This is a genomic window from Actinoplanes sp. NPDC051475 (assembly GCF_040689425.1).
In the GTDB taxonomy this organism is placed as follows: Bacteria; Actinomycetota; Actinomycetes; order Mycobacteriales; family Micromonosporaceae; genus Actinoplanes.
The window spans coordinates 34013-57459 of the sequence record NZ_JBFAZZ010000004.1; the positions used below are offsets into that span (position 1 = coordinate 34013).

A 23447-nucleotide genomic window follows, 5' to 3' on the forward strand; every position below is an offset into this window, starting at 1 on the left:
TCGGATCCTGGGGGGTGGTGCCGATAAGAGAGGTAACCACCAGCCATTCCGGAGACGCCGATGCCGACTGCCAAGCCGACCCGCCGCTTCCGGCTGGGTGACACGCTCCGTCGCGGTAAGAAGAGCTCCCCCGCGCATTCGGCCCCACCGGCCGGCGCGGCTTCTCCCGCGGCCGGAGCGGCCTCCCCGGCCACCGCCGGGAAGGTGCGCGGCCGTCGCCGCAAGCAGCAGCAGAAGCGATCAGGGTCGTCGTTCGGCCTCCTGCGGAACCTCACGGTGTCGCAGAAGCTCATCGCGAGCTTCGGCATCCTGAGCCTGCTGGTGGTGTCGGTCGGCTCGTTCGGGCTCTTCGAGCTCACCTCGGCCAACAGTCGGCTCGAGACGATGTACAACCCGCACCTGACGGCCATCGAGCTCCTGGGTAACGTCCGCTCGGATGTGCAGCAGACCACGTCCCTGTCGTACAAGCTGATCGTGCGCTCGCCGCTCGCCGACGTGAGCAATGTCGAGATGGCGATCGAGCGGCTCGACAAGAAGATCGACGACAACTGGAAGGCGTACTCGTCGCGGCCCGCCGCGGGGACCGACGCCGACCGCGCCGCCTTCGTCGCCGCCCTGACGCAGTACCGGAAGGTCCGCGACGAGCAGCTCGTGCCGGCGGCGAAGGACAACAGCTTCACCACCTACCTCGGCGCCCAGAACAACTTCATCGACCCGCTGACCGACAAGATCACCATCGCGCTGAACAACCTGGCGGGCATCGAGGACAAGGCCGCGCAGAGCGAGATGGCGGAGGCACGCGACAACGCCGCCCTGGCCCGCATCATCACGATCATCCTGATCGTCGGCGCGGTCGTCTTCGCCATGGTCATCGCGATCGTCGTCAGCCGCGCCATCGCCCGCCCCCTCGGCGAGACCGTGACGGTCCTCGAGGGCCTGGCGGAGGGCCGCCTCGACCAGCGGCTGAAGGTGAAGGGCAGGGACGAGGTCGGCCGCATGGCGGAGGCCCTCAACACCGCCCTGGACCGGCTCACCGCGACCATGCGTACGGTCAGCGAGAACGTGACCACGCTCGCGTCGTCGTCGGAGGAGCTGACCGCAGTGGCCGGCCAGATGAACTCGTCGGCGGCACGCTCCGCCGACCGGGCGAAGGTCGTCTCCCACGCGTCGGAGGAGATCAGCGTCAACATCACCACGGTCTCGGCGGGCGCCGAGGAGATCGGCGCCTCGATCGCCGAGATCGCCCGCAGCACCACCAGCGCCGCGGAGGTCGCCGGCCGCGCGGTCCGCGTCTCCGGCGAGGCGGAAGCGATCCTCCAGCAGCTGGGCACGTCCTCGCAGGAGATCGTCTCGGTCGTCAAGATCATCACGGGCATCGCCGAGCAGACCAACCTGCTGGCCCTGAACGCGACGATCGAGGCCGCCCGGGCGGGCGAGATGGGCAAGGGCTTCGCGGTCGTGGCCGGCGAGGTCAAGGAACTCGCCCAGGAGACGGCCCGCGCCACCGAGGACATCCGCACCCGCGTCGGCGCCATCCAGTCCGACTCGACGGCAGCGGTCACCGCCATCGCCGAGATCGGCGCGGTCATCGACCAGATCAACGCCACCCAGACCGCGATCGCGGCGGCCGTCGAGGAACAGACGGCGACGACCAACGAGATGACCCGCAACGTGGCCGAGGTGGCCAGCGGCTCCACGGAGATCTCGGCCAACGTGGCCGAGGTCGCGGAGACGGCGGCCGAGACCACCAACGCGGCCGCCAACACGGCCGCGGCCGCGGACGAACTCGCCCGAGTGGCCCACGACCTGCAAAAGAGTCTGGCGATGTTCCGCTACTGAGCACCATCCCTCCGGGGACCGCCGACCCACGGCGGCCGTCACGCGGCCTGGATCCGCGAGGCGGCCGCCGTGCCGCGCGCGCGGACTTGACTACATCGGTATGTTGTAACAATGGCTTAGGTCTACGTGCTCCGGCGTCGTCTGCAGACGCGACCGACGCCAGCCGACGAGCTGTCCGACACAGCTTCGTACGACTCCACCGTTTAGACTCCATGAGCGATGACCGCCCAGCGGCATCGAGCGGAAGTGGCGGAAAGGTAGACGCGCGGGCCTTAGGAGCCCGTATCCGAAAGGGTGTGCGGGTTCAAGTCCCGCCTTCCGCACCCACGTGGTGCCGCGGCCGGCGGAATCAGCGTTAGGGGACGGCCAGGGGATGTCCCCCTGCCGCCACCGGTGGTGTTCTTCATACAGTAGGTACATGGCACCGGCGCGATCGCTTCACGAGATCATCGCGGGGTTGACCGGCGACGCCGGGACCTCCGGTGATCTCGCTGCCGCGCTGCGGGCCGGCGGGCACCCGGACCTGCCGGAGGAACTCCTCGCCGAGGCCGTGGTCAGCTTCGCCGGCACCGCCCGGGCCGAGGTCGCCGAGCATCTGGCCCCGTTCGTCATGGCACACGGCCCGATCGTCGAGGGCGACACCGTGGCGATCGACACCGGCTATCTGCCCGATCTTCTGGCCACTGCTCCCGCGGCGGAAGTCGATGAGAGTGCGGCCCTGACGATGCCGGAGATCGATCCGCCGTTCGGGGCCGGCGACGACGACGGGCATCTCCCGGACGAGCACGGCCACGACGTCGACGATCTGCCCGTCGAGCACGGGTGGGCGCCGCTGGACACGGCCTTCGGTCACGGCCTCACGGAGGCGCCGGGGGACGACATCGCGTTCGATGCTGTGGGACCGGAGGCGGAGCCGGTCGGGTACGCCGATCCGCACGATCTGCCCGATCCGCACGATCTGCCGGGGCTCGAGGACGTATCGCCGTCGGGAGCCGAGCTGTGGGCGACACCCGTGCTGCCCGATGACGCCCCGGAGATCGACGACTTCGACGGCGACTGACGCCGGCCGGGTCACGAAATGATCGCCGCCGCGTGGTCTCGCAACTGCCGCAGGCGGTCCTGCTCGGCCGTCAGATCGCGCAGACGACTCTCGCGCTCGGCCGCGGTGCGCTTGGCCGCCTCGGACGCCGCGGTCAGCGCATTGGCGTTGGCCCGGGCCAGCTCGTCGGCCAGACCGCTGTAGTGGTCACGGAGCTGACGCTGGATCCGGCGGAGGGTGTCCCGGGAGTCTTTGGTCATCACGAAGGTGACCTCGTCGCAGTAGCGCCGGATCGCGTTCCGGGCCTGATTCTGCCGGTTCGCCTGCTGGCGCTTCTTCTCCTCGCGCAGACCCTTGCGGCCCATCACCAGGCCGATCCCGATGCCGATCGGGCCGAGGGCGATGCCGGTCAACGTGCCGAGCATGGTGAACATGAGCGCACCGCCGTAGGCGCTCTTGAGCGCCACCATCGCCTGTTTCCCGACCTTCATCTTCGCCAGCTCGATCTTGTGATCGACCTCGGCGGTGCCGGCCAGCGGCAGCGGGTCGGTGATCGCGACCTGGTGGAGGACCTGACCCGCGGCCTCCTCGAAGTGGGTCGCCACGTCGTCGCTGAGGCCGATCGCCCGGTCCCGGAGCATCATGTAGTTGGCCAGCAGTTCCTGGGAGGCCCGGGCTTTCAGCCACCGTTCCGTCTCCTCCCAGGTGTCGGCCGGGTCGCCCTCCTCGATCCGCGCGTCGGCCTCCTCCACCAGCCGCCGGATCCGGCCGCGCAGGTTGTGGTCGATGTCGGAGTTGAGATCGGCGATTCCGTCGCCGAGGGTCTGCTGCCACTTCGCCGCGGCGGCCTTGAGCGCCTCCACGCGCTTCTTCACCTCGGTGAGGTCGTCCATCACCCGGGCCGCGGCGACCGGGTCCGCGAGGGCGGCACGTTCGGCTTCGAACTGGCTCCCGATCTGCTCGCAGATCGAGACGACCGACTCGCCTGCCTGGGCGGCGACCCGGGCGGCAGCTCCCCCGGAGACCCGCTGGGCGACGAACTTGACCAGGTCCGGGAACCCGGACTCGGCGTTGAGTTCCTTGTCGCCGCCGGTGACGGCGCGCAGCCGGAGATCGGACGAGACGGGGATGATCGGGATCTCCCCCAGCCCGCGCAGATGTCCCGCGTCGAGGTCACGGATCTTGCGCCAGTACGGATAGAAGTCGGTCTTGGTGAGCACGCACACCGCCGTCGAGCACACCTCGCGGGCCTGGCGCAGGAACTCCAGCTCGCTGCGGGTGAGTTCCTGGGCCGCGTCGGTGACGAACAACAGCGCGTCGGCCATGGACGCCGCGGTCAGGCTGGCGGCCGAGTGCACCGAGCCGAGGCCTCCGACACCGGGGGTGTCGACGATGACGAGGCCGCTGGAGAGCAGTTGGCGCGGGAGCCGGACCTCCACCCCGGTGACACCGTCCACCGCGCCTCCGGCGTCCTTCTCCAGGACGAACTCCCGCACCCGGTCGACCGGCACCGGCTCGCGGCGGGGCGGGACCTCGTCGAGAAGCACCTCGGCGGACGGTTCCTTCCCGTAGCGGACGTAGGTCGGCAGGGCGGTGGCGACGTCGTCGTTGACCGGGCAGACCTTGGTGCCGACGAGCGCGTTCACGAGAGAGCTCTTGCCCTGTTTGAATTCGCCCACGACGACGATGTGCACCACCGGGTCGGCCAGGGTGGCGCGGACGGCGGCGAGCCGGCCGACGAGATCCGCGCGACCGTACGCCTCGCAGGCGCGTTGCGCGAGGTCGACGACCTGGGTCGCCCGTCGCAGCGTGCCCTCCGCGTCAGGTGGTGTCGTGGTTGCGGTCAACGTCGTTCCTCCCCGTCACGAAAGGGTACGGCGAACCGGAGTCGGCCCGCGATCGGCCGAACGCCGGCGAGGCGTGGCGGGTCCACCGACCCACCACGCCACCCTGTTCTCATCCGGCCCGCTGCCCGATGTACGCCGGTCTGTCTGGTCCGCGGATCAGGCGCTGTGGCTCGGGTCCGCGTCGACGCTGTCGCCTGCGTCGTGGCCGTTCCCGCCGAAGTTGTCGGCCGATTCGCGGATGATGTGCGAGTCGTCGGCGTGGATCGAGTCGTCCGTGTCGATCGAGTCGTCCGTATTGAACGAGTCGTCCGTGTTGAACGAGTCATTCGTGGACTGGTCGTTGAACGAGTCGTTGGTCGACTGGTCGTTGAAGGAGTCCTGCGTCGTGGTCGCGTCGCCGCCGGCGGACACCGCCGAGTCCTCCACGCGGGAGTCGGTGACGTTGTTCTGGCTGCCGCCACCAAAGTTGATGTTGATGGGGCCCGCCGCGCCGCCGGCACCGCCGCCGGCATTGCCGCCGACACCGGCACCGCCCGCGGCGCTGCCGCCGATGGCAGTGCCGCCGTCGCCGCCGTCCCCGCCGTCGCCGCCCTGGCCCTGACCGAAGCCCTGGCCGCTGCCGCGGAGCCCGACGCCGACGCCCGCGCCGACCCCGGCGCCCACCGCGCCCCCGGCGCCGTTTCCACCGTCGGCGCCGGCGTCGCCGCCGAACCCGCCGGCGCCTCCGGTGCCGTTGGCGGTGCCGCCGGCGCCGCCGCTGGTGTCGATGTCGAACTGGGCGGCCTGGTTGTCGTTCCCGACGACGGCCTTGTCCACGTCGTCACCGACGATGCCGGTGTTGTCGCCCAGGACGGCCTTGTCCACGTCGTCGCCCACGATGCCGAAGTTGTCGCCCAGGACGGCCTTGTCCACGTCGCCGTCGGCCTGCACGCCGGAGTTGGTGCCGGTGTTGATCGCGCCGGAGATGTCGCCCCCCGCGGTCACAGCGTTGTCGCCGGTGTTGCCGACCACGTCGCCGTTGGCCGCGTTGCCGACGAACGCGCCGTCCGCGGTCGCACCGAGCACGTCGCCGTTCCCGGTGCCGACCACGGACCCGTCGCCCGCCGTGACCTTGTCGCCGCCGACGAACTCCACCGGCGAGTTGTCGCCGGTGACGCCGAACGCGTCGCCGCCCGCGGCCACCGAGCCGCCGGTCGCGGCGACCTGGTCCCCGTCGCCCTGCTGGGCCACCGCGCCGTCGCCGGTGGCCGCGTTGACGTCGCCGTCGCCGGTGGTGCCGACGTTGCCGTCACCGGTCTGGTTGACGTTGGTGGAGTCGACGTCGATGTCGCCGAGGACCGCACCGTCCACGTCGACGTCCACCGAGTTGTCGATGGCGGTGGAGTTATCGGTGAGGGTCCGGGAGTTGTCGATGAAGTTCTGGGTGGTGAAGGTCTGCGCGACCTGGGTGACCTGCTGCACGGTCTGGGGGGCCGGCGCCGAGGCGGCAGCGCTGCTCGAGCCGCCACCGCCACCGCCGTTGAAGCCGCCGCCGCTGCCACCGCTGCCACCGCCGGTGTAGCCGCCGCCTCCGCTGTAGCTGCCGCCGTTGTAGCCGGCACCGCTGTAGCCGCCCGCGGGGCCGTCGCTGCCGCCGTAGGCGGCGTCCGTGACCAGCTGGTCGATGTCGACCGCGCTGAGCGACTCGGCGTCGATGTCGTTGGCGGCGAAGGCACCGGCCGGGTCGGCGAGGAACTTCGCGGTTTCCGCGTCGCTGCTGAACACCTTCTCGAACAACGCCCGAATGTTATCGATGATCAGCGGGGTGATTTCAACTGCGGCCATGACGTCTCCTGTATTCGGGCCCGCCCCGGTGGTCGGACAAGTGCAAGCTTGCGGGCTGTAGCCGATGCCTGGCATCGGGGCTTTCCCCCTCCCGGCAGGAGGGGGTTAGGGGGTGCTCCCCGGCTAGGATTCCGTCGGCAGGCGACTACGCAGCGCAGCGATCATCTCGGCTCGGTTGGCGGCACCGAGTTTGGCACGGATCCTGGCCACGTGGTGTTCCACGGTCTTCGGGGACAGGTAGAGCTGCGATCCGATCTCACGGTGCGTACGACCGGCGAGCACCAGCCGTGCCACCTCCACCTCTCGGTCGGACAGACCACCCCGGCCCGTGTCCTGGGGTGACTCGTCCGCCGATCCCTCCACGCGGGACAACTCCCGCGCCCGCTCCAGCAGCCTTCGCGCGGCCGAGGGGTCGCTCGTACGGATCGCGGCGTGCCCGAGCAGCCGGGACGACTCCCACGGCAGGTCGACCGCGACGAGGTCGGCGGCATCCGCCAGCACGTCGTCCGGACGTACGTCGCCGGTGAGCGCGGCGGCCCACCGGATGGCAGCACGGCACTGGGCCCGCTGCCGGGCGCCGGAGGGGTCGAGGCTGCCGAGGTGGCTCGCGGCGGTGGCCGCGGCCGCCTGGTCCTCGCCGACGACGGCGATCTGCAGCCGGATCCATCCGAGCGACACCGCCCAGGCGTCCGGCCGACCGAGCCGGTCGACGACCGCCTCCAGGTCGTCGAGGATCGGTGTGATCCGCCGATGGTGGCGCAGCCGGGCTGCGGCCACCACCAGTTCCTCGATCATCTCCAGCTGGAACAGGTCCACCGCCCGCCGGGCGAGCACCGGCTCGGCGAGCGCCCACGCCGCGCGAAGCTGGGCGATGTCACCGCGGCGCCGGGCGATCCCGGCGGTGAGACAGGCGAACGCCAGACGTTCCCGGCCCGGCAACGGCGTGCCCGTCAGGCGGTCGACCTCGGCAAGGGCGGTGTCGTACCGGCCGGCACGCAGCCGCGCCCAGGCCAGCAGTGTCCGGTGCCGGTCCTGGGCGACAGGCCCACCGGCTCCGGCGTGCAGCGCCCGCTCCAGCAGGTGCTCAGCGGTCGCGGTGTCGCCGGCGGTCACCGCGACCAGCGCGCCGAGCGCGTGCGGCAGATCGGGAACCGTGACCGCCGGCGGAGCCTGTTCGTAGGCCTCGGCCGCCTCGATCAGCAGCGGAAGGGCGGTCGTGGGGTCACCGATCGCCAGCGCCGCCTCGGCGAGGCGGCGCAACGGCAGTGGGGCCTGGCCGGTCGCGGCGGATCGCGCCGGTTCCGGTTGACCGGTGGCCATCAACGCCGGAACGGCCAGGACAGGCCCCGGCGGGTCGGTGCTCAGCAGCACCTCCGCCGCCCGGCCGGCTCTGCCGTCGTAGGCGGCGGTGGCCCCGGCGACCACGGCGAGCCGCGCCGCGTCGGACTCCGACGCGGTCGCGGCGTCCAGGTCCACGGGCAGGCCGAGCACGACGGCCGCCTCGCCTCGACCGGCGGCGACGACGGCCGGGTCGGCGCCGGAGTTGAGTGCCTCGTCGTACCAGGACAAGGCGCGGTCGGGCGCGGCGAAGCGGAGCCGGTCGGCGGCACGCCGGTAGACGTCGGCCGCCGTCGGGGTACGTGCGCGGGCTGCGCGCAGGTGTTCCGCGGCGCGGACCGGGTCGGCGCCGGTGGCCAGCAGGGCCGCCGCCACGGTGTCGTGCAGCCGGCGGCGCTCCAGCGGAGACCGGTCGGCGAGGACCGCGCGGGCGACCGCCGGGATCATCCGTTCACCGTCGGGCGTCAGCAGTCCCTGGTCGCGCAGCGAGCGCGTCGCCGTCGCCGCCTGCGCCGGGTCCAGCCGGGCCGCCGCGCAGACGACGTCGTCTTCGAGGTCCAGCCCCAGCGCGAGAATCCCCGCCAGATCCGCCGTGTCGCGGCCGGACGCGGCGAGCCGGCGTTGCAGCCGGGCGACCAGCGCGGGCGGCGTGCCGTCCGGGGCTGCGGCCACCGTCTCGGCCACGGCGGCCAGGCCGGCCGAGGCGGCGTGGACGGCGGCCACGTGCTCCGGTGTCGCCGGCCGGCCGATCGCGGCGGTGACCAGCGCGGAGAGGGCGTCGGGGTCGAGCGGGCCGAGGTGTTCGACCGTACCCGTGGCCGCGACCGCCTCGTCCAGGTCGGCCAGCTCCGGGCCGGTGATCGTGGGGCGACGGGCGATCGCCATCGGCACCCCGGCGCGGGCGGCGGCGGCCAGTGCCCGCAGTGCCTCCGGCGGCAGCCGGTGGGCGTCGTCGACGACGACCATCGCGCCGTCCGGGCGGGCGCGTGCCAGAAGCGTGTCCAAGTCGTCGACCGTCGTGAAGATCACGGAGGCGACCGGGCGGCCGGCGGCTGCGGCGATCTCGCCGAGCCGGCGGGTACGCCCAGCGCCGTCCACCCCCACCACGACAGTCACCCGTGCATTCCCCTTCGCCCGCTCCGACCTGGCAGTTTACGGCTCGTGGGGCCCGGGGCCGCACGGCCTGGTAGCGCTCGCATCGAGGGTGTACCGTCACGCGGATTCCCGGCACCAGGCTCGCGGGCGCACGGCGGCACAGTGATGCGCCACATCCGCCGGGCCATCCCCCACGCGGGCAGAGTGCCGCCAAGTACCTTGGTGCCGGTCAGTGCGGAGGCAGCGACGTGAGGATGTGGGGTCCGGTGGCCGGATGAGCCTGATCGACCGTACGCGGAGTGTGCTCGGCCAGGCCGTCGACGTGTACCGCGGTACGCCGTACGAGCGGCGGCTCGCCCAGGTGCGCGACCGGCTCGACGAGCCGCTCCGGGTGGGTATCGCCGGCAGGATCAAGGCCGGAAAGTCGACGCTGCTCAACGCCTTGGTCGGTGACCGGCTGGCGCCCACCGACGCGGGTGAGTGCACCCGTATCGTCACCTGGTATCAGGACGGGCACACCTACCAGGTCATGGCGCAGCCCTATCAGGGTCCGCCGCGGCAGCTCCGGTTCAACCGCGAGGACGGCGCCATCGAGATCGACCTGGGCGACCTCGGCGTGGACGACGTGGCGCAGCTGGACGTGACCTGGCCGTCGCAGGCGTTGCGGACCGTGACGTTGATCGACACTCCGGGTATCGGGTCGCTGTCCGAGCAGACCTCGCAGCGTTCCTGGAACCTGCTCGTGCCGGACGACGAGGAGACGCCCGCCGACGCCGTCATCTATCTGATGCGTCACCTGCACAGCAACGATGTCGAGTTCCTGCGGGCCTTCCACGACGTGGAGGTGTCCCGGCCCAATCCGGTCAACGCCATCGGTGTCCTGTCCCGGGCTGACGAGATCGCTGTGGGCCGGCTCGACGCGATGGCCTCGGCGCGCCGGGTCGCGGGCCGGCTGAGCACCGACCCGAGCGTCCGGCGGCTGGTGCAGTCCGTCGTTCCCGTGGCGGGCCTGCTCGCGGAGACCGCAACGACCCTCACCGAGGTGGAGTTCGCCCGGTTGCGCCGGGTCTCGGAGCTGCCGCCGGCGCAGGCCGAGCAACTGTTGCTCACCGCCGACCGATTCGTCCAGACCATGCCGGAGCTGGGCATGACCGCGATCGAGCGGGAGGCGCTGCTGGCCCGGTTCGGCTTGTTCGGGCTACGACTGTCCGCGGCCCTGCTGCGGCACGGCACCTGTGGCACCGCGACGGAGCTGGCCCGGGAGCTGATCGAGCGCAGCGGACTCGCGCAGCTCCGGGAGGTCCTCGGCTCCCTGTTCTTCGAGCGCCGGGATGTGCTCAAGTCCAGATCCGCGCTGCTCGCCCTGGCCGAGGTCACCCGCGTCTGCGCCCGGCCGGGCAGTGACCAGGTCACCGGCACGGTGGAGGAGATCATCGCCTCGGCGCACCCGTTCAACGAGCTGAGGGTGCTCTCCAGCCTGCGTGCCGGATGGGTGACCGGCAAGCCCGAGGTCGTCGCCGAACTCGAACAGCTCATCGGCGGCACCGGCGCCGCGATCCACCAACGGCTGCGGCTGCCGCCGGATGCATCCGGCGCGGAGCTGGACGCCGCGGCGGACGCGGCGCTGGCCCGCTGGCAGCGCCGGGCCGAGAACCCGCTGACCTCGGCGGAGATGGCGGTCGCTGCGCGGGTCGCCGTCCGGACCTGCGAGGGCATGATCGCCGACCGGCGGCGGCTGCGGTGAGTACCGAATGAATAACAACCGAACCGACTGAAGCGCAACGACGTGTGCTCGTGCGACGACCTGAGCCTTGAATTGATGATCATAATCGGAGCATCCATCGATGTACGCGCTTGGCATTGACCTCGGAACCACCTTCACGGCGGCGGCGATCTGGCGCGACGGCCGGGCGGAGACCGTCTCGCTCGGCGACCGCAGCGCGGCCATCCCGTCGGTGGTGCTGCTCCGGCAGGACGAGACCTTTTTGACCGGAGACGCGGCCCATCGGCGTGGGCTTTCCGAGCCGCAGCGGGTGGCGCGCGAATTCAAGCGACGGCTGGGCGACACCACCCCGATCCTGCTCGGCGGTGTGCCCCAGTCGGCCGAAGCCCTCATGTCACGGCTGCTGAAGTGGGTGGTCGACGAGGTGACCCGCCGGGAGGGCGGCCGTCCCGCCGCGATCTGCGTCTCCCACCCCGCGAACTGGGGTCCGTACAAGATGGACCTCTTCCGCCAGGCCACGCGGATGGCCGACCTCGATCTGCCGGTGACCTACACGACCGAGCCCGAGGCGGCCGCGGTCAACTACACCCAGCAGCAGCGCGTCGAGCCGGGCACCGTCGTGGCCGTGTACGACCTCGGCGGCGGCACCTTCGACGCCGCGGTGCTGCGCAAGACCGCAACCGGGTTCGAGGTGATGGGGCAGCCGGAGGGGATCGAGCGGCTCGGCGGCATCGACTTCGACGCCGCGGTCTTCAGCCATGTCCGTACCGCTCTCGACGGCAAGCTGGAGGAGCTCGACGAGGACGACCCCGCGGTGATCAACGCCGTGGCCCGGCTGCGGGACGAGTGCGTTCAGGCCAAGGAGGCGCTCTCGTCGGACACCGACACGACCATCCCGGTCCTGCTGCCCACCATGTCCACGGAGGTCCGGCTCACCCGGGCCGAGTTCGAGGCGATGGTCCGGCCGGCGCTGCACGGGTCCGTAGAGGCGCTCCAGCGGGCGCTGCGGTCCGCCGAGTGCACGCCGGACCAGGTGCACTCGGTGCTGCTGGTAGGTGGCTCGTCCCGGATGCCCATCGTCGCCCAGCTGGTCGGCTCGGAACTGGGCCGGCCGGTGGTGGTCGACGCCCATCCCAAGCATTCGGTCGCACTCGGCGCGGCGTGGCTGGCCGGCGGAGCGCTGGCAAGGCCCGCGGGCGCCGCCGGCACGGCGTCCCGTCCGGCCCCGCCTCGCCAACAGTCGGCACCCGCGGCCCCGCCTGCCAGGCCGGCGGCCTCAGCGGTTCCGTCCGGCGGGCCGGTACCGGCGACGTTTTCCGCCGGGCCCGTGATGCCGAATCGGGCACCACGCGTCAACCCGTCCTCTCCCCCCAGGGTGACCATGGTCGGCAACGCGGGCGTCCCAGCACCTGCCGCCGGCCCGATCGGCCGGCCCGTCCGGACCAGGACGTACGCATCGACCGCGGCCGCCCCGACCGCCGACTCCGCGGCCACGCCGAAGCCGCCGGCCAGGCGGCGCCGGGGTGCTCTGGTGGCGGCGGCCGCGGCGCTGGTCGTGCTGCTCGGCGTCGGCGCTGCGACCTGGGCCCTGACCAGGGGCAACCGCGCCGTGGCGGGTGGCGGCAAGCCCGCGGTCCCGGCCGGCGAACAGTGCACGAGCGAGATCAAGCGCAATCCGCGCTGGGTCTGCCTGACCTCGGCGAAGATCGCCAACGGTAAGTTCACCGTCGAATACGACGCGGGTTTCAACGGCACCGCACCTGCCGTCAACGGTGGATTCCACCTGCACCTCTACGGCAGCGACGGCACGAACCCTCCGGACGAGATCATGGGCGAGCAGGCCCCCGAGGACCAGCAGGGATTCTGGTACGTCGAGGACCAGCAGCCCTCGGTGCTCTCGACGAACGACGAACGTTTCATCAGGGCGATCGGCAACGCGCCGAAGGTGTGCGCCCGGATCGCCGACTCGCACCACGGCCTTGTGCCCGACAGCCGCGGCGCCTACAAGACCGGCAACTGCCTACCGATCACATGAATTTCGTCCTCGACCCCCCGCTGACCGCCGCCCTCCGCGACCAGATCGTCGACCTGTGGGTCGATGCCACCAACGCCGGCGGGGCGGTCGGTTTCGTCGGCCCCGTCACCGCTGAGGACGTACGGCCGCTGGCCGAGGAGACCTTCGCCGGCGTGACCGACGGGCCGGACCGGCTGCTCATCGCGACCGACCGCGGTCGCTTGGTGGCCCTGCTCTTCGTCGTCGACAACCGGTTCGCGCTCAAGGCGCACTGGCGGATCCTCAAGCGCGTCATGGTGCTGCCCGGCAGCCAGGGCCGCGGCTACGGCGCCGGGCTCATGCGCAGGGCTGCCGAGGCCGGCCGGGAGATGGGCCTCGCCGGGCTGCAGGTGACGCTTCGCGACGGGCACGGGCTCGACGCCTTCTACGCCAAGCTCGGCTACCGCGTGGTCGGCCGCTTCCCCGGTGCGCTGCGGGTGGCGGCCGACGACGACCGGGATGAGGTCGTCATGTGGCTGGATCTGCGCTAGCAGGACGGTTTCGGGTCCGCCGCGGCAAGAGCGAGGTCCTGCTCCTGCTCGGGAGTCGATTCCAGAACCGGGGCGACAACCGCCGGCGACGAGGCCTTGGGCGCGGGGGACGCCTTCTTCTTCGCGGGGGCCTTCGACTTGGACTGGGTGGGGGACGGCGCGGACTTCACCGTGGCGGTCGAGCCGCCGGCGAAGCGTACGGATGTCGCCTGCTTCTTCTCGGGGATGAGCTTGACGTTCTTGGCCGTGGCCGTGTTGCCGTAGATGTCGGTCATCTGGATCTGGAACGGGCCGTTGCCGGTGCGCCGTTCGATGAGCCAGAAGTTGTAGTCGACGTGCGTGGCGGTCATCCAGCTGCCGCCCGGGCCCTTGGCGCGTACTGATGTGATCGGGTTGGCGTGGTTGTCGATCAGGATCGCCCACCAGTACTGGGATGAGCCCTTGGCGAAGGTGATGCTCAGCGGGCCCGGGGTGGCGGCGTTGGGGACGGCGCGGTAGGTGATGGGGACGACGCCCGCGGACGGGTTGGCGATCTTCTTGAAGGCCGTGCGGCTCAGGTCCAGCCAGCCGGGGGTGCATTCGGGGCAGGAGTCGAAGACCTTGACGCGGACCTTGCCCTTGGGGCCGGTCACGTCGATGTAGCTGCCGCACGACAGGGCCTTCGAGTATTCGGTACGGCCCAGTGCCACGTACAGGTCGTCGGCGGGGGGTTTGAAGTTGCAGTTGCCCACCGTGCCGGCGAGGTCGAAGAAGGTGGCTTTGCCCGTGTGCTTGGCGCTGGTGGGCGGTGCCGCGCAGGCGCCGCCGCCGTTCTGCAGCAGGAGCGCCGTGCCGAGGACGCCGGCCAGGAGGACGGCGCCGCCCGTGGCGAGCCAGCGGGGACGCAGAAGGCGATGAGCTGTCACGCTGAGGCATCCTGCGGGGCCGTCACCGCCTCGGGCAACTCTCCTAAGACACGCTTAAGACAGGCTCCCCCACCCGGATGACGCTCGTCTCACCCGAACCGAGGTCCGGGATGAGGTTGACGCCGAAGTGCAGGCCGCCGTCGCGGCGGCGGAAGCGGCCGAGGGTGCGCAGCGGTTCGCGGCCGGCCTCGCCGGTATCCTGATCGATGGTCGTCACCACGCAGCGGCTGCTCGGCTCGGCGACCCGGAACGTCGTGCCGCCGATGCGCAGCACGCCGCCGACCCATTTGTCCTCCGCCCAGGGTTCGGCGTCGGCGACGACGAGGTTCGGGCGGAAGCGGGTCATCGGGACGGGTTCGTCGAGCCAGCCGTTGAGCGCGTCCAGCGATGCCTCGTTGGCCAGCAGGATCGGGAAGCCGTCGGCGAAGTTGACGCGGTCGTCCTCGAGGGCGTTGCGCTGGATGGGCCGGGCGCGGGGGTCGGCGAGCCAGGCGAGGCGGGCATCGCGGTCGAGGAGGTCCGACAGGAGCGCGGTGGCGGCCGGGGCGAGGCGGGCGGCCACCGGCGGCTTGGAGCTGAAGACCCGGACCGTGGTGGGCGGTCCGTCGAGCGGCTCGTCGACGTCGAAGCCGTTCAGCATCACGCCGCCGGGCCGCGGCACCGCGTGCAGGCCGGTCAGGGCGGGTGCCTGGCGCTGGGTGATACCGACCCCGTCCGCGTCGATCGCCATCCAGCGACGGTCGCCGGCCAGGCCCCAGGGTTCGGTCACTGCCGCGTCGTGGTCCAGGCGGTGGCAACCCTTGACCGGGTACGTGTGCAGCGCCGCAATCCGCATTCGTCCAGCCTCGCACAGGCCGGCACTAGCGCTGTGAAACTTTTTATGCATACTCTGCATCCATGAATGACGGAGCGGTCAGGACGGGCGGGCGAGTGCTCGACCTCTTTCAGGGCGCCCGGCTGACCCCCACGCAGCGGCGGATCGCCCACAGCCTCGTGCAGCACGGGGCGTCGGCCGCCTACCTGTCGGCCGCGGAGGTGGCCGAGCTGGCCGGGGTGAGCCAGCCGTCCGTGACCCGGTTCGCGATGGCGCTCGGGTACGCCGGCTATCCCGCCCTGCGCCGTGAACTGCGGTCCCTCGCCGACGTGCCGGCCAGCCCGCCGGAGGCCGGCGAGAACGAGACGCAGCGGGCCCTGCGCGCCGAGAGCCGCCACCTCGAGCGGATGGCCGACGACCTCGGCGACCTCGGGGCCGTCGAGCGGGCCGCGGCGCTGCTGGTGGGCAGCCGCCCGCTGCCCGTGCTGGGCCTGCGCGCCGCCGCGCCGCTGGCCGGGTACTTCGGGTACTTCGCGGCGAAGCTGCTGCCCGACGTCCGCGTGCTCGACGGCGGCGGCACGACCCTGCTCGATCGGCTCGATCAGGCCCGGGCGGCGGGGGCGACTGCCATGCTGGCGATCGTGCTGCCGCGCTACCCGCGGGAGGCCCTCGACGCCATCCGCGAGGTCAGAGAGCTGGGCATGGGCGTCGTCGTGATCACCGACTCGGCGGTCAGCCCGGCCGCCGAGGCCGCCGACGTGGCGCTGCCCGCGCCGGTCGGCACCCAGCTCGTGTTCGACCTGCACACCGGCCCGATGGCGATGGCCATGGTGCTGCTGCAGGCCGTCTGCGACGCCGCGCCGGAGCCGGTGCAGCGCCGCCTGGAGCAGTTCGAGGCGACGGCCGCCCGCCGCCACATCTTCGAAGCGTGAAGGAGCCCGGCATGCCAGAGGTACGCGCGTCGCGCGGCACGGCGTACACCGCTCAGGGGTGGCCGCAGGAGGCCGCCAAGCGGATGTTGATGAACAACCTCGACCCCGACGTGGCCGAGCGCCCCGAGGACCTGGTGGTGTACGGCGGCACCGGCCGCGCCGCCCGCGACTGGCCGTCGTTCCACGCCATCGTCCGGGAGCTCGACGTCCTCAAGGGCGACGAGACGCTGCTGGTGCAGTCGGGCCGCCCGGTCGGCGTGTTCCGGACCCACGAGTGGGCGCCACGCGTGCTGATCGCCAATTCGAACCTGGTCGGCGACTGGGCGACCTGGCCCGAGTTCCGCCGCCTGGAGAAGCTCGGCCTCACCATGTACGGCCAGATGACCGCCGGCTCGTGGATCTACATCGGCACCCAGGGCATCCTCCAGGGCACGTACGAGACCTTCGCCGCCGTGGCCGCCAAGCGTTTCGGGGCGGATCTGGCCGGCACACTGACGCTGACCGCGGGCTGCGGCGGGATGGGCGGCGCCCAGCCGCTCGCGGTGACCATGAACGGCGGCGTCTGCCTCATCGTGGACGTCGACGAGTCGCGACTGCGCCGCCGGGTGAAGGACCGCTACCTCGACACGGTCGCGCAGGACCTGGACGACGCCGTCGCGCAGGCGGAGGCCGCCAAGCGGGACCGGACGGCGAAGAGCATCGGGGTGGTGGGCAACGCCGCCGAGGTCTTCCCGGAGCTGCTGCGCCGCGGCGTGGCCATCGACATCGTGACCGACCAGACCAGCGCCCACGACCCGCTCAGCTATGTGCCGGTCGGTGTCGAACTCGCCGACGCCGCCGACTACGCCGCCGCCAAGCCGGAGGAGTTCACCGACCGGGCGCGGGAGAGCATGGCCCGCCACGTCGAGGCGATGGTCGGGTTCCTGGACGCCGGCGCCGAGGTCTTCGACTACGGCAACTCGATCCGCGGCGAGGCGCAGCTGGGCGGCTACGACCGGGCGTTCGCGTTCCCCGGTTTCGTGCCCGCGTACATCCGGCCGCTGTTCGCCGAGGGCAAGGGGCCGTTCCGCTGGGCCGCGCTCTCCGGCGACCCGGCCGACATCGCCGCGACCGACCGTGCGGTGCTCGACCTGTTCCCCGAGAACGAGCCGCTGGCCCGGTGGATCCGGATGGCCGGCGAGCGGGTCGCGTTCCAGGGCCTGCCGGCGCGGATCTGCTGGCTCGGCTACGGCGAACGGGACAAGGCGGGCGTGCGCTTCAACGACATGGTGGCGCGCGGCGAGGTGTCGGCCCCGATCGTCATCGGCCGCGACCACCTCGACGCCGGCTCGGTCGCGTCGCCGTACCGGGAGACCGAGGCGATGCTCGACGGCTCGGACGCGATCGCCGACTGGCCGCTGCTGAACGCGCTGGTCAACACGGCCAGCGGGGCGAGCTGGGTGTCCATCCACCACGGCGGCGGGGTCGGCATCGGCCGCTCGATCCACGCCGGGCAGGTGTGCGTCGCCGACGGCACCGCGCTCGCCGGGCAGAAGATCGAGCGGGTTCTCACCAACGACCCGGGCATGGGCGTCATCCGGCACGTCGACGCGGGCTACGAGTCCGCCGCCGCCTCCGGCGTCCACATCCCCATGGGAAAGAAATGACCGCGGCCTTCCGCGAGCTCTGGCAGGAGATCGCGACCATCGGCCGCGATCCCCAGGGCGGCTATCTCCGGTACGCCCTGAGCAAGCCGGAGCTCGTGCTGCGCGACTGGTTCCGCAACCAGGCCGCCCGCCGCGACCTGGCCGTCACCGAGGACGGCAACGGCAACCTGTTCGCCTGGTGGGGCCGGCCCTGGGGACCCGGGGCCGTGCTCACCGGCTCGCACTTCGACTCGGTGCCGCACGGCGGCGGGTACGACGGCCCGCTGGGCATCGTCAGCGCCTTTCTGGCCGTCGACGCCCTGCGCGCCCGCGGCGTGACACCGGGCCGGCCGCTGGGCATCGCCGCCTTCGTCGAGGAGGAGGGCGGGCGGTTCGGCGTACCGTGCCTGGGGTCGCGGCTGCTGACCGGGGCCGTCACACCGGAGAAGGCCGCCGCGCTGCGCGACCGGGACGGCGTCACGTTCGGCGAGGCGCTCGGCGCCCGGCCGGCAGGCGCGCTGCCCGACCTGGTCCGCCGGCTGTCCGCCGTCGTGGAACTGCACATCGAGCAGGGCCGGGCGCTGGTCGACCTGGACACGCCGGTGGGGGTGGCGAGCGCGATCTGGCCGCACGGGCGCTGGCGGATGGACTTCACCGGCACCGGCGACCACGCCGGCACCACCCGGATGACCGACCGGCACGACCCGATGCTGACGTTCGCCCACGCGGTGCTGGCCGCCAACGAGGAGGCCCGGGAGGCCGGTGCGCACGCCACGGTGGCCCGGGTGGAGGTGGAGCCCAACGCCACCAACGCGATCCCCTCGCTGGTCCGGGGCTGGCTCGACGCGCGGGCGGCAGACACGCCCACCTTGGACCGGGTCGTGGAGGCCGTGCTGAAGCGCGCCACCGAGCAGGCCGGGCGCGACGGCACCCAGGTCGTCGTGGAGTCCGAGTCCCTGTCGCCGGAGGTCGCCTTCGACACCGCGCTGGCCGCCAAGCTGGCGCAGATCCTCGGCGGCGCCCCGATCCTGCCGACCGGCGCCGGGCATGACGCGGGGGTGCTGTCGGCGCACGTACCGACCGCGATGCTGTTCGTCCGCAACCCGACCGGTGTCTCGCACTCCCCCGCCGAGCACGCCCCGGACGAGGATTGCGCGGCGGGCGTCGAGGCCCTGGCGACGGTTCTCGAGGCCCTCACATGAGGTACTTCGCCGAGCTGGCGTGGATCGGCGGGCGCGTCGAGCGCGACGTCGCCCTCGAGGTCGACGCCGGTCTGTTCACCGCGGTCACGCCGGGCTCGGCGCCGGACGGGACCCGGTTGCGCGGGCTCGTGCTGCCGGGTCTCGCCAACGCGCACTCGCACGCGTTCCACCGGGCGCTGCGCGGGCGTACGCACGGCGACCGCGGCAGCTTCTGGACCTGGCGCGAGCTCATGTACGAGGTCGCCGGCCGCCTCGACCCCGACAGCTACTACACGCTCGCCCGCGCGGTGTACGGCGAGATGGCCCTGGCCGGCATCACCTGCGTCGGCGAGTTCCACTACCTGCACCACGGCCCGGACGGCACTCCGTACGCGGACCCGAACGAGATGGGCCACGCCCTCATCCGTGCGGCGCGGGACGCGGGCATCCGGATCACGCTGCTCGACACGCTCTACCTGACATCCAGTGTGGACGGTAGCCCGTTGGAAGGCGTTCAGCGGCGCTTCGGCGACGGCGATCTCGACGGCTGGCTCACCCGGACCGCCGAGCTGCGCGACAGCGACCATGCGCGGATCGGCGCTGCGCTGCATTCCGTCCGCGCGGTGCCGGCACGTTTCCTCAGCGGGCTCGCCGGGCGCGCGCCGCTGCACATCCACCTGTCCGAGCAGCGCGGCGAGAACGAGCAGTGCCAGGCCGCGCACGGTTGCAGCCCCACCGAACTGCTGCACCGGCACGGCGTTCTCGGTCCCGGCACCACCGCCGTCCACGCGACGCACCTCAGCGACGGCGATATCAAGGTGCTGGGCGGTACCCGTACCGGAGTGTGCCTCTGCCCCACCACCGAGCGGGACCTGGCCGACGGCATCGGGCCGGGCCGCGCGCTCGCCGACGCCGGCTCTCCGCTGAGCCTGGGCAGCGACAGCCACGCCGTCATCGACCTGTTCGAGGAAGCCCGCGGCGTGGAACTGGACGAACGCCTCGCTACCGAACGCCGCGGCCACTTCAGCGTCGCCGAGCTGGTCACGGCGGCGACCGCGCACACCGCGCTCGGTTGGGACGACGCCGGGGAGATCGCGGTCGGCAAGCGGGCCGACCTGGTCGCGGTCTCGCGGGATTCGGTACGGACGGCCGGCGCCGACCCTGACGGCGTGGTCTACGCCGCCACCGCGGCCGACGTCACCCACGTGATGACGGACGGGCGGATGATCGTGGAGGACGGGCGGCACACCGGCTTCGACGTGGCCGCGGCTCTGCGGGAGGCGCTGTCATGAGCCTGATCGTCACCAACATCGGCGAGCTGTTCACGAGCGACGACGAGCTCGGCATCCTGCACGACGCCGCCATCGTCGTGGACGCCGGGCGCATCGCCTGGGTCGGCTCGGCGGCCCAAGCTCCGGCGGCCGACGAACGGCTCGACGCGGACGGGCGCGCTGTGATCCCCGGCTTCGTCGACAGCCACGCCCATCTCGTCTTCGCCGGGGACCGCGCCGCCGAGTTCGCCGCGCGGATGAACGGCGAGGCGTACACCGGAGGCGGCATCCGCACGACCGTCGCCGCCACCCGGGCGGCCTCCGATGATGAGCTGCTGACCGCGGCGGGGCGGCTGGTCACCGAGATGCGCCGGCAGGGCACCACCACCGTGGAGGTGAAGAGCGGCTACGGCCTCAGCGTCGAGGACGAGGCGCGCAGCCTGCGCATCGCCTCTCGCCTCACCGCGGAGACCACCTTCCTCGGGGCGCACGTCGTGCCGGCGGAATACCGGGACCGCGCCGACGACTACGTCGCCCTGGTCGCCGGTCCGATGCTCGAGGCCGCTGCGCCCCACGCGCGCTGGGTCGACGTGTTCTGCGAGCGCGGCGCCTTCGACGGCGACCAGGCCCGCGAGATCCTCACCGCGGGCCTGAAAGCGGGGCTGGGCGCGCGGATCCACGCCAACCAGCTCACCGCCGGGCCCGGCGTACGCCTCGCGGTGGAACTGGGCGCCGCCAGCGCCGACCACTGCACGCACCTGAGCGACGCGGACGTGGACGCGCTCGCCGGCTCGGAGACCGTGGCGACGCTGCTGCCGGGCGCGGAGTTCTCGACCCGGTCGCCGTACCCGGATGCCCGCCGGCTGCTCGACGCCGGTGTCACGGTCGCGCTGGCCACGGACTGCAACCCCGGTTCGTCGTACACGTCGTCCATGCCGTTCTGCATCGCTCTCGCCGTACGGGAAATGCACATGACCCCCGCGGAGGCCGTCCGTGCGGCAACCGCGGGCGGTGCACGAGCCCTGCGCCGCGACGACATCGGGGTGCTGCGTCCCGGCGCCCGCGCCGACCTCATGGTCCTCGACGCCCCCTCCCACCTGCACCTGGCCTACCGGCCCGGAGTTCCGCTGATCCGCCAAGTTCTGCACGACGGAGTGCCGCTATGAACGTCATCGTCCAGCCCACCGGCGTCACCCCCGCCGACGTCCTCGCCGTAGCCCGGCACGACGCGAAGGTCGAGCTTTCCGAGGCCGCCGTCGCGGCCATGGGCAGAAGCCGCGGCATCGTCGACGGCATCGAGGCCTCCGGCCGTCCCGTGTACGGGGTGTCGACCGGTTTCGGCGCCCTCGCGAACACGTCGATCGCACCGGAGCGCCGCGCCGAGCTGCAGCACGCGCTCATCCGCTCGCACGCCGCCGGGGTCGGTGCGCCGATGCCCCGCGAGGTGGTGCGCGCGATGATGCTGCTGCGCGTACGGTCGCTTGCCCTGGGTCTTTCCGGGGTCCGCCCGAAGCTCGCCCAGGGCCTCGTCGACCTGCTCAACAACGACATCACGCCGTGGGTGCCGGAACACGGCTCGCTGGGCGCCTCGGGCGACCTGGCCCCGCTGGCCCACTGCGCCCTGGTGCTGCTCGGCGAGGGCTGGGTGCTCGGCAAGGACGGCGCCCGCGTCGACGCGGCCCAGGCCCTGCACGCCGCGCACCTGGAACCGCTGGACCTGGCCGCGAAGGAGGGTCTCGCCCTCATCAACGGCACCGACGGCATGCTCGGCATGCTGCTGCTCGCCATCGAGGACGCCGAGCACCTGTTCGCCATGGCGGACGTGACGGCCGCGCTCGCCATCGAGGCGATGCTCGGCTCGGAACGCCCGTTCCTGCCCGAACTCCACGCGATCCGCCCGCACCCCGGCCAGGCCGCGTCGGCGGCGAACATCCACCGGCTCCTGCAGGACTCGGCGATCATGGACTCGCACCGCGACGACCTCGCCCACGCGGTGCAGGACGCGTACTCGATGCGCTGCGCGCCGCAGGTGGCCGGCGCGGCCCGCGACACCCTGGAGTTCGTCCGCACGACGGCCGCCCGGGAACTGCGCTCCGTGGTGGACAACCCCGTGGTCCTGACCGACGGCCGCGTCGAGTCCACCGGCAACTTCCACGGCGCGCCGCTGGGCTTCGCCGCGGACTTCCTCGCCATCGCCGCCGCCGAGGTGGGCGCGATCGCCGAACGCCGGGTCGACCGGCTGCTCGACGTGGCCCGCTCCCGCGACCTGCCGCCCTTCCTGTCGCCGGACGCCGGCGTCAACTCGGGCCTGATGATCGCCCAGTACACGGCGGCGGGCATCGTCGCGGAGAACCGCCGGCTGGCGAACCCGGCATCGGTCGACTCGCTGCCCACCAGCGGCATGCAGGAGGACCACGTCTCGATGGGCTGGGCCGCGGCGAAGAAGCTGCGGACCGTACTGGACAACCTCACCAGCCTGCTCGCGGTGGAGCTGATCGCGGGCGTACGCGGCATCCAACTGCGCGCGCCGCTGACGCCGTCGCCGTCGGGCCGGGCCGCCGTAGCCGCCGTGGCGGGCTTCGCCGGGGAACCGGGCCCGGACGTCTTCCTCGCACCGGTGCTGGAACAGGCCCGCGCCGTCGTCGCCGGGCGGGCCCTGCGCGCCGACATCGAGGCCGCGGCCGGCACCCTCCATTAAGGATCGCCAATTGTTGCGTCACAGTGCGCGATCGAGGACACAGCAACATATCCGGGCCTGAAAGCCTGTTGACTTCTCCACAGAGGACGGTGGCGGACCGGCCGCCGCCGTCCTCCCAGGGGAGGTAACAGATCATGAAAATGCTCGCGCGTGCCGCTGCCGTCCTGGCCCTCGGCGCCCTCACCGCGGCGGGCCTCAGCGCCACACCCGCCGCCGCGGCGCCCACCCCGGCGTCCAGCGCCCAGCTGATCCCGTACGGCAAGGGGGCAGCCGCGGTGGAACAGCGCCGCACCGCGGTCGCCGCCCACGCCGACGTCTCGGCACAGGCGGTCGACTGCTGGTACAACGTGACCATCTACGCCAACGCCAACGGCCGCTGGGTGTCGATGGAGAAGGGCTACGGCGGCGGCGACTACGCCATGCTCCGCGCCCGCGCCACCGCCATCGGCCCGTGGGAGTACTACGTGGTGTGCCGCGACTCGGGCAGCGGCTACACAACCTTCGCATCGCAGGACAACCAGCTCGCGGTCTCCACGGAGATCGGCTACAGCGGCGGTGACAACGGGATGCTCCGCGCCCGCGCGTCGGCCATCGGGCCCTGGGAGCAGTACTACAGCAGCTCAGCTCCGGGCGGCGCGTGGTTCGCGCTGTACGCGTACGCAAACAGCCGCTGGGTCTCGACGGAGATCGGCTACGGCGGCGGCGACAACGGGATGCTCCGCGCCCGCGCCACCGCGATCGGACCGTGGGAGCAGTACTACTGGTGAACGAC

16 protein-coding genes, 1 tRNA gene and 1 pseudogene are annotated in these 23447 nt (G+C 72.3%); 13 read left to right on the forward strand and 5 right to left on the reverse strand.

Annotation, left to right across the window (positions count from 1 at the left end; genetic code table 11):
• Nucleotides 1-60: 60 nt before the first annotated feature.
• The 3 genes from AB0368_RS09670 to AB0368_RS09680 all read left to right on the forward strand — a co-directional run bounded on the left by AB0368_RS09670 (nt 61) and on the right by AB0368_RS09680 (nt 2899).
• Entirely contained in the window at nt 61-1839 is a 1779-nt protein-coding gene (locus AB0368_RS09670; protein WP_366153386.1) for a methyl-accepting chemotaxis protein, read from the forward strand.
• Nucleotides 1840-2079: 240 nt separating this feature from the next.
• Nucleotides 2080-2162 (forward strand) — tRNA-Leu (locus AB0368_RS09675).
• A 95-nt stretch (nt 2163-2257) separates the two neighbouring features.
• Nucleotides 2258-2899 (forward strand): hypothetical protein, encoded by a 642-nt coding sequence (locus AB0368_RS09680; RefSeq protein ID WP_366153387.1) that lies wholly within the window; start codon nt 2258-2260, stop codon nt 2897-2899.
• 11 nt (nt 2900-2910) lie between these two features.
• Here the strand turns inward: AB0368_RS09680 and AB0368_RS09685 are convergent, their stop codons facing one another.
• From AB0368_RS09685 to AB0368_RS09695, 3 genes are all read right to left on the reverse strand, one after another.
• Complete coding sequence (locus tag AB0368_RS09685) at nt 2911-4725, reverse strand: dynamin family protein (protein WP_366153388.1); 1815 nt, start codon at nt 4723-4725, stop codon at nt 2911-2913.
• 156 nt (nt 4726-4881) lie between these two features.
• Nucleotides 4882-6549, reverse strand: a complete 1668-nt coding sequence (locus AB0368_RS09690; RefSeq protein ID WP_366153389.1) for a hypothetical protein — start codon at nt 6547-6549, stop codon at nt 4882-4884.
• A gap of 123 nt (nt 6550-6672) precedes the next feature.
• Nucleotides 6673-9003, reverse strand: coding sequence for a LuxR C-terminal-related transcriptional regulator (locus tag AB0368_RS09695; protein WP_366153390.1), 2331 nt, complete (start codon nt 9001-9003; stop codon nt 6673-6675).
• 253 nt (nt 9004-9256) lie between these two features.
• Here AB0368_RS09695 and AB0368_RS09700 point away from each other — a divergent pair.
• The 3 genes and pseudogenes from AB0368_RS09700 (at nt 9257) to AB0368_RS09710 (ending at nt 13249) form a co-directional block, all read left to right on the forward strand.
• Nucleotides 9257-10757 (forward strand): annotated as a pseudogene (locus tag AB0368_RS09700) (dynamin family protein).
• 69 nt (nt 10758-10826) lie between these two features.
• Entirely contained in the window at nt 10827-12740 is a 1914-nt protein-coding gene (locus AB0368_RS09705) for an Hsp70 family protein (RefSeq protein ID WP_366153391.1), read from the forward strand.
• A complete protein-coding gene (locus tag AB0368_RS09710) occupies nt 12737-13249 on the forward strand; it encodes a GNAT family N-acetyltransferase (protein WP_366153392.1) in 513 nt (170 codons plus the stop codon). The genes AB0368_RS09705 and AB0368_RS09710 overlap by 4 nt, the downstream gene beginning before the upstream one ends.
• Here the strand turns inward: AB0368_RS09710 and AB0368_RS09715 are convergent.
• Nucleotides 13246-14154: an expansin EXLX1 family cellulose-binding protein gene (locus tag AB0368_RS09715; protein WP_366153393.1), complete on the reverse strand. Its 909-nt coding sequence runs from the start codon at nt 14152-14154 to the stop codon at nt 13246-13248. The genes AB0368_RS09710 and AB0368_RS09715 overlap by 4 nt on opposite strands.
• Nucleotides 14155-14197: 43 nt before the next feature.
• On the reverse strand, nt 14198-14989 hold the full coding sequence (locus tag AB0368_RS09720) for an MOSC domain-containing protein (RefSeq protein ID WP_366153394.1): 792 nt from the start codon (nt 14987-14989) through the stop codon (nt 14198-14200).
• A gap of 62 nt (nt 14990-15051) precedes the next feature.
• Between AB0368_RS09720 and AB0368_RS09725 the strand changes: the two genes are divergently transcribed.
• From AB0368_RS09725 to AB0368_RS09755, 7 genes are all read left to right on the forward strand, one after another.
• On the forward strand, nt 15052-15900 hold the full coding sequence (locus tag AB0368_RS09725; RefSeq protein WP_366153395.1) for a MurR/RpiR family transcriptional regulator: 849 nt from the start codon (nt 15052-15054) through the stop codon (nt 15898-15900).
• An 11-nt stretch (nt 15901-15911) separates the two neighbouring features.
• The gene (gene hutU / locus AB0368_RS09730) at nt 15912-17546 is read left to right on the forward strand and encodes a urocanate hydratase (protein WP_366153396.1); all 1635 of its coding nucleotides are present in this window, start codon (nt 15912-15914) and stop codon (nt 17544-17546) included.
• Nucleotides 17543-18727, forward strand: a complete 1185-nt coding sequence (locus tag AB0368_RS09735; protein WP_366153397.1) for an allantoate amidohydrolase — start codon at nt 17543-17545, stop codon at nt 18725-18727. Before hutU ends, AB0368_RS09735 begins: the two co-directional genes overlap by 4 nt.
• Nucleotides 18724-19998 carry a formimidoylglutamate deiminase gene (locus tag AB0368_RS09740; RefSeq protein WP_366153398.1) on the forward strand — a complete coding sequence of 425 codons (1275 nt, stop codon included), beginning with the start codon at nt 18724-18726 and terminating at the stop codon, nt 19996-19998. Before AB0368_RS09735 ends, AB0368_RS09740 begins: the two co-directional genes overlap by 4 nt.
• The gene (gene hutI, locus AB0368_RS09745; RefSeq protein WP_366153399.1) at nt 19995-21143 is read left to right on the forward strand and encodes an imidazolonepropionase; all 1149 of its coding nucleotides are present in this window, start codon (nt 19995-19997) and stop codon (nt 21141-21143) included. Before AB0368_RS09740 ends, hutI begins: the two co-directional genes overlap by 4 nt.
• Nucleotides 21140-22675, forward strand: a complete 1536-nt coding sequence (gene hutH, locus AB0368_RS09750; protein WP_366153400.1) for a histidine ammonia-lyase — start codon at nt 21140-21142, stop codon at nt 22673-22675. The genes hutI and hutH overlap by 4 nt, the downstream gene beginning before the upstream one ends.
• A gap of 134 nt (nt 22676-22809) precedes the next feature.
• A complete protein-coding gene (locus AB0368_RS09755; protein ID WP_366153401.1) occupies nt 22810-23442 on the forward strand; it encodes a hypothetical protein in 633 nt (210 codons plus the stop codon).
• Nucleotides 23443-23447 lie beyond the last annotated feature (5 nt).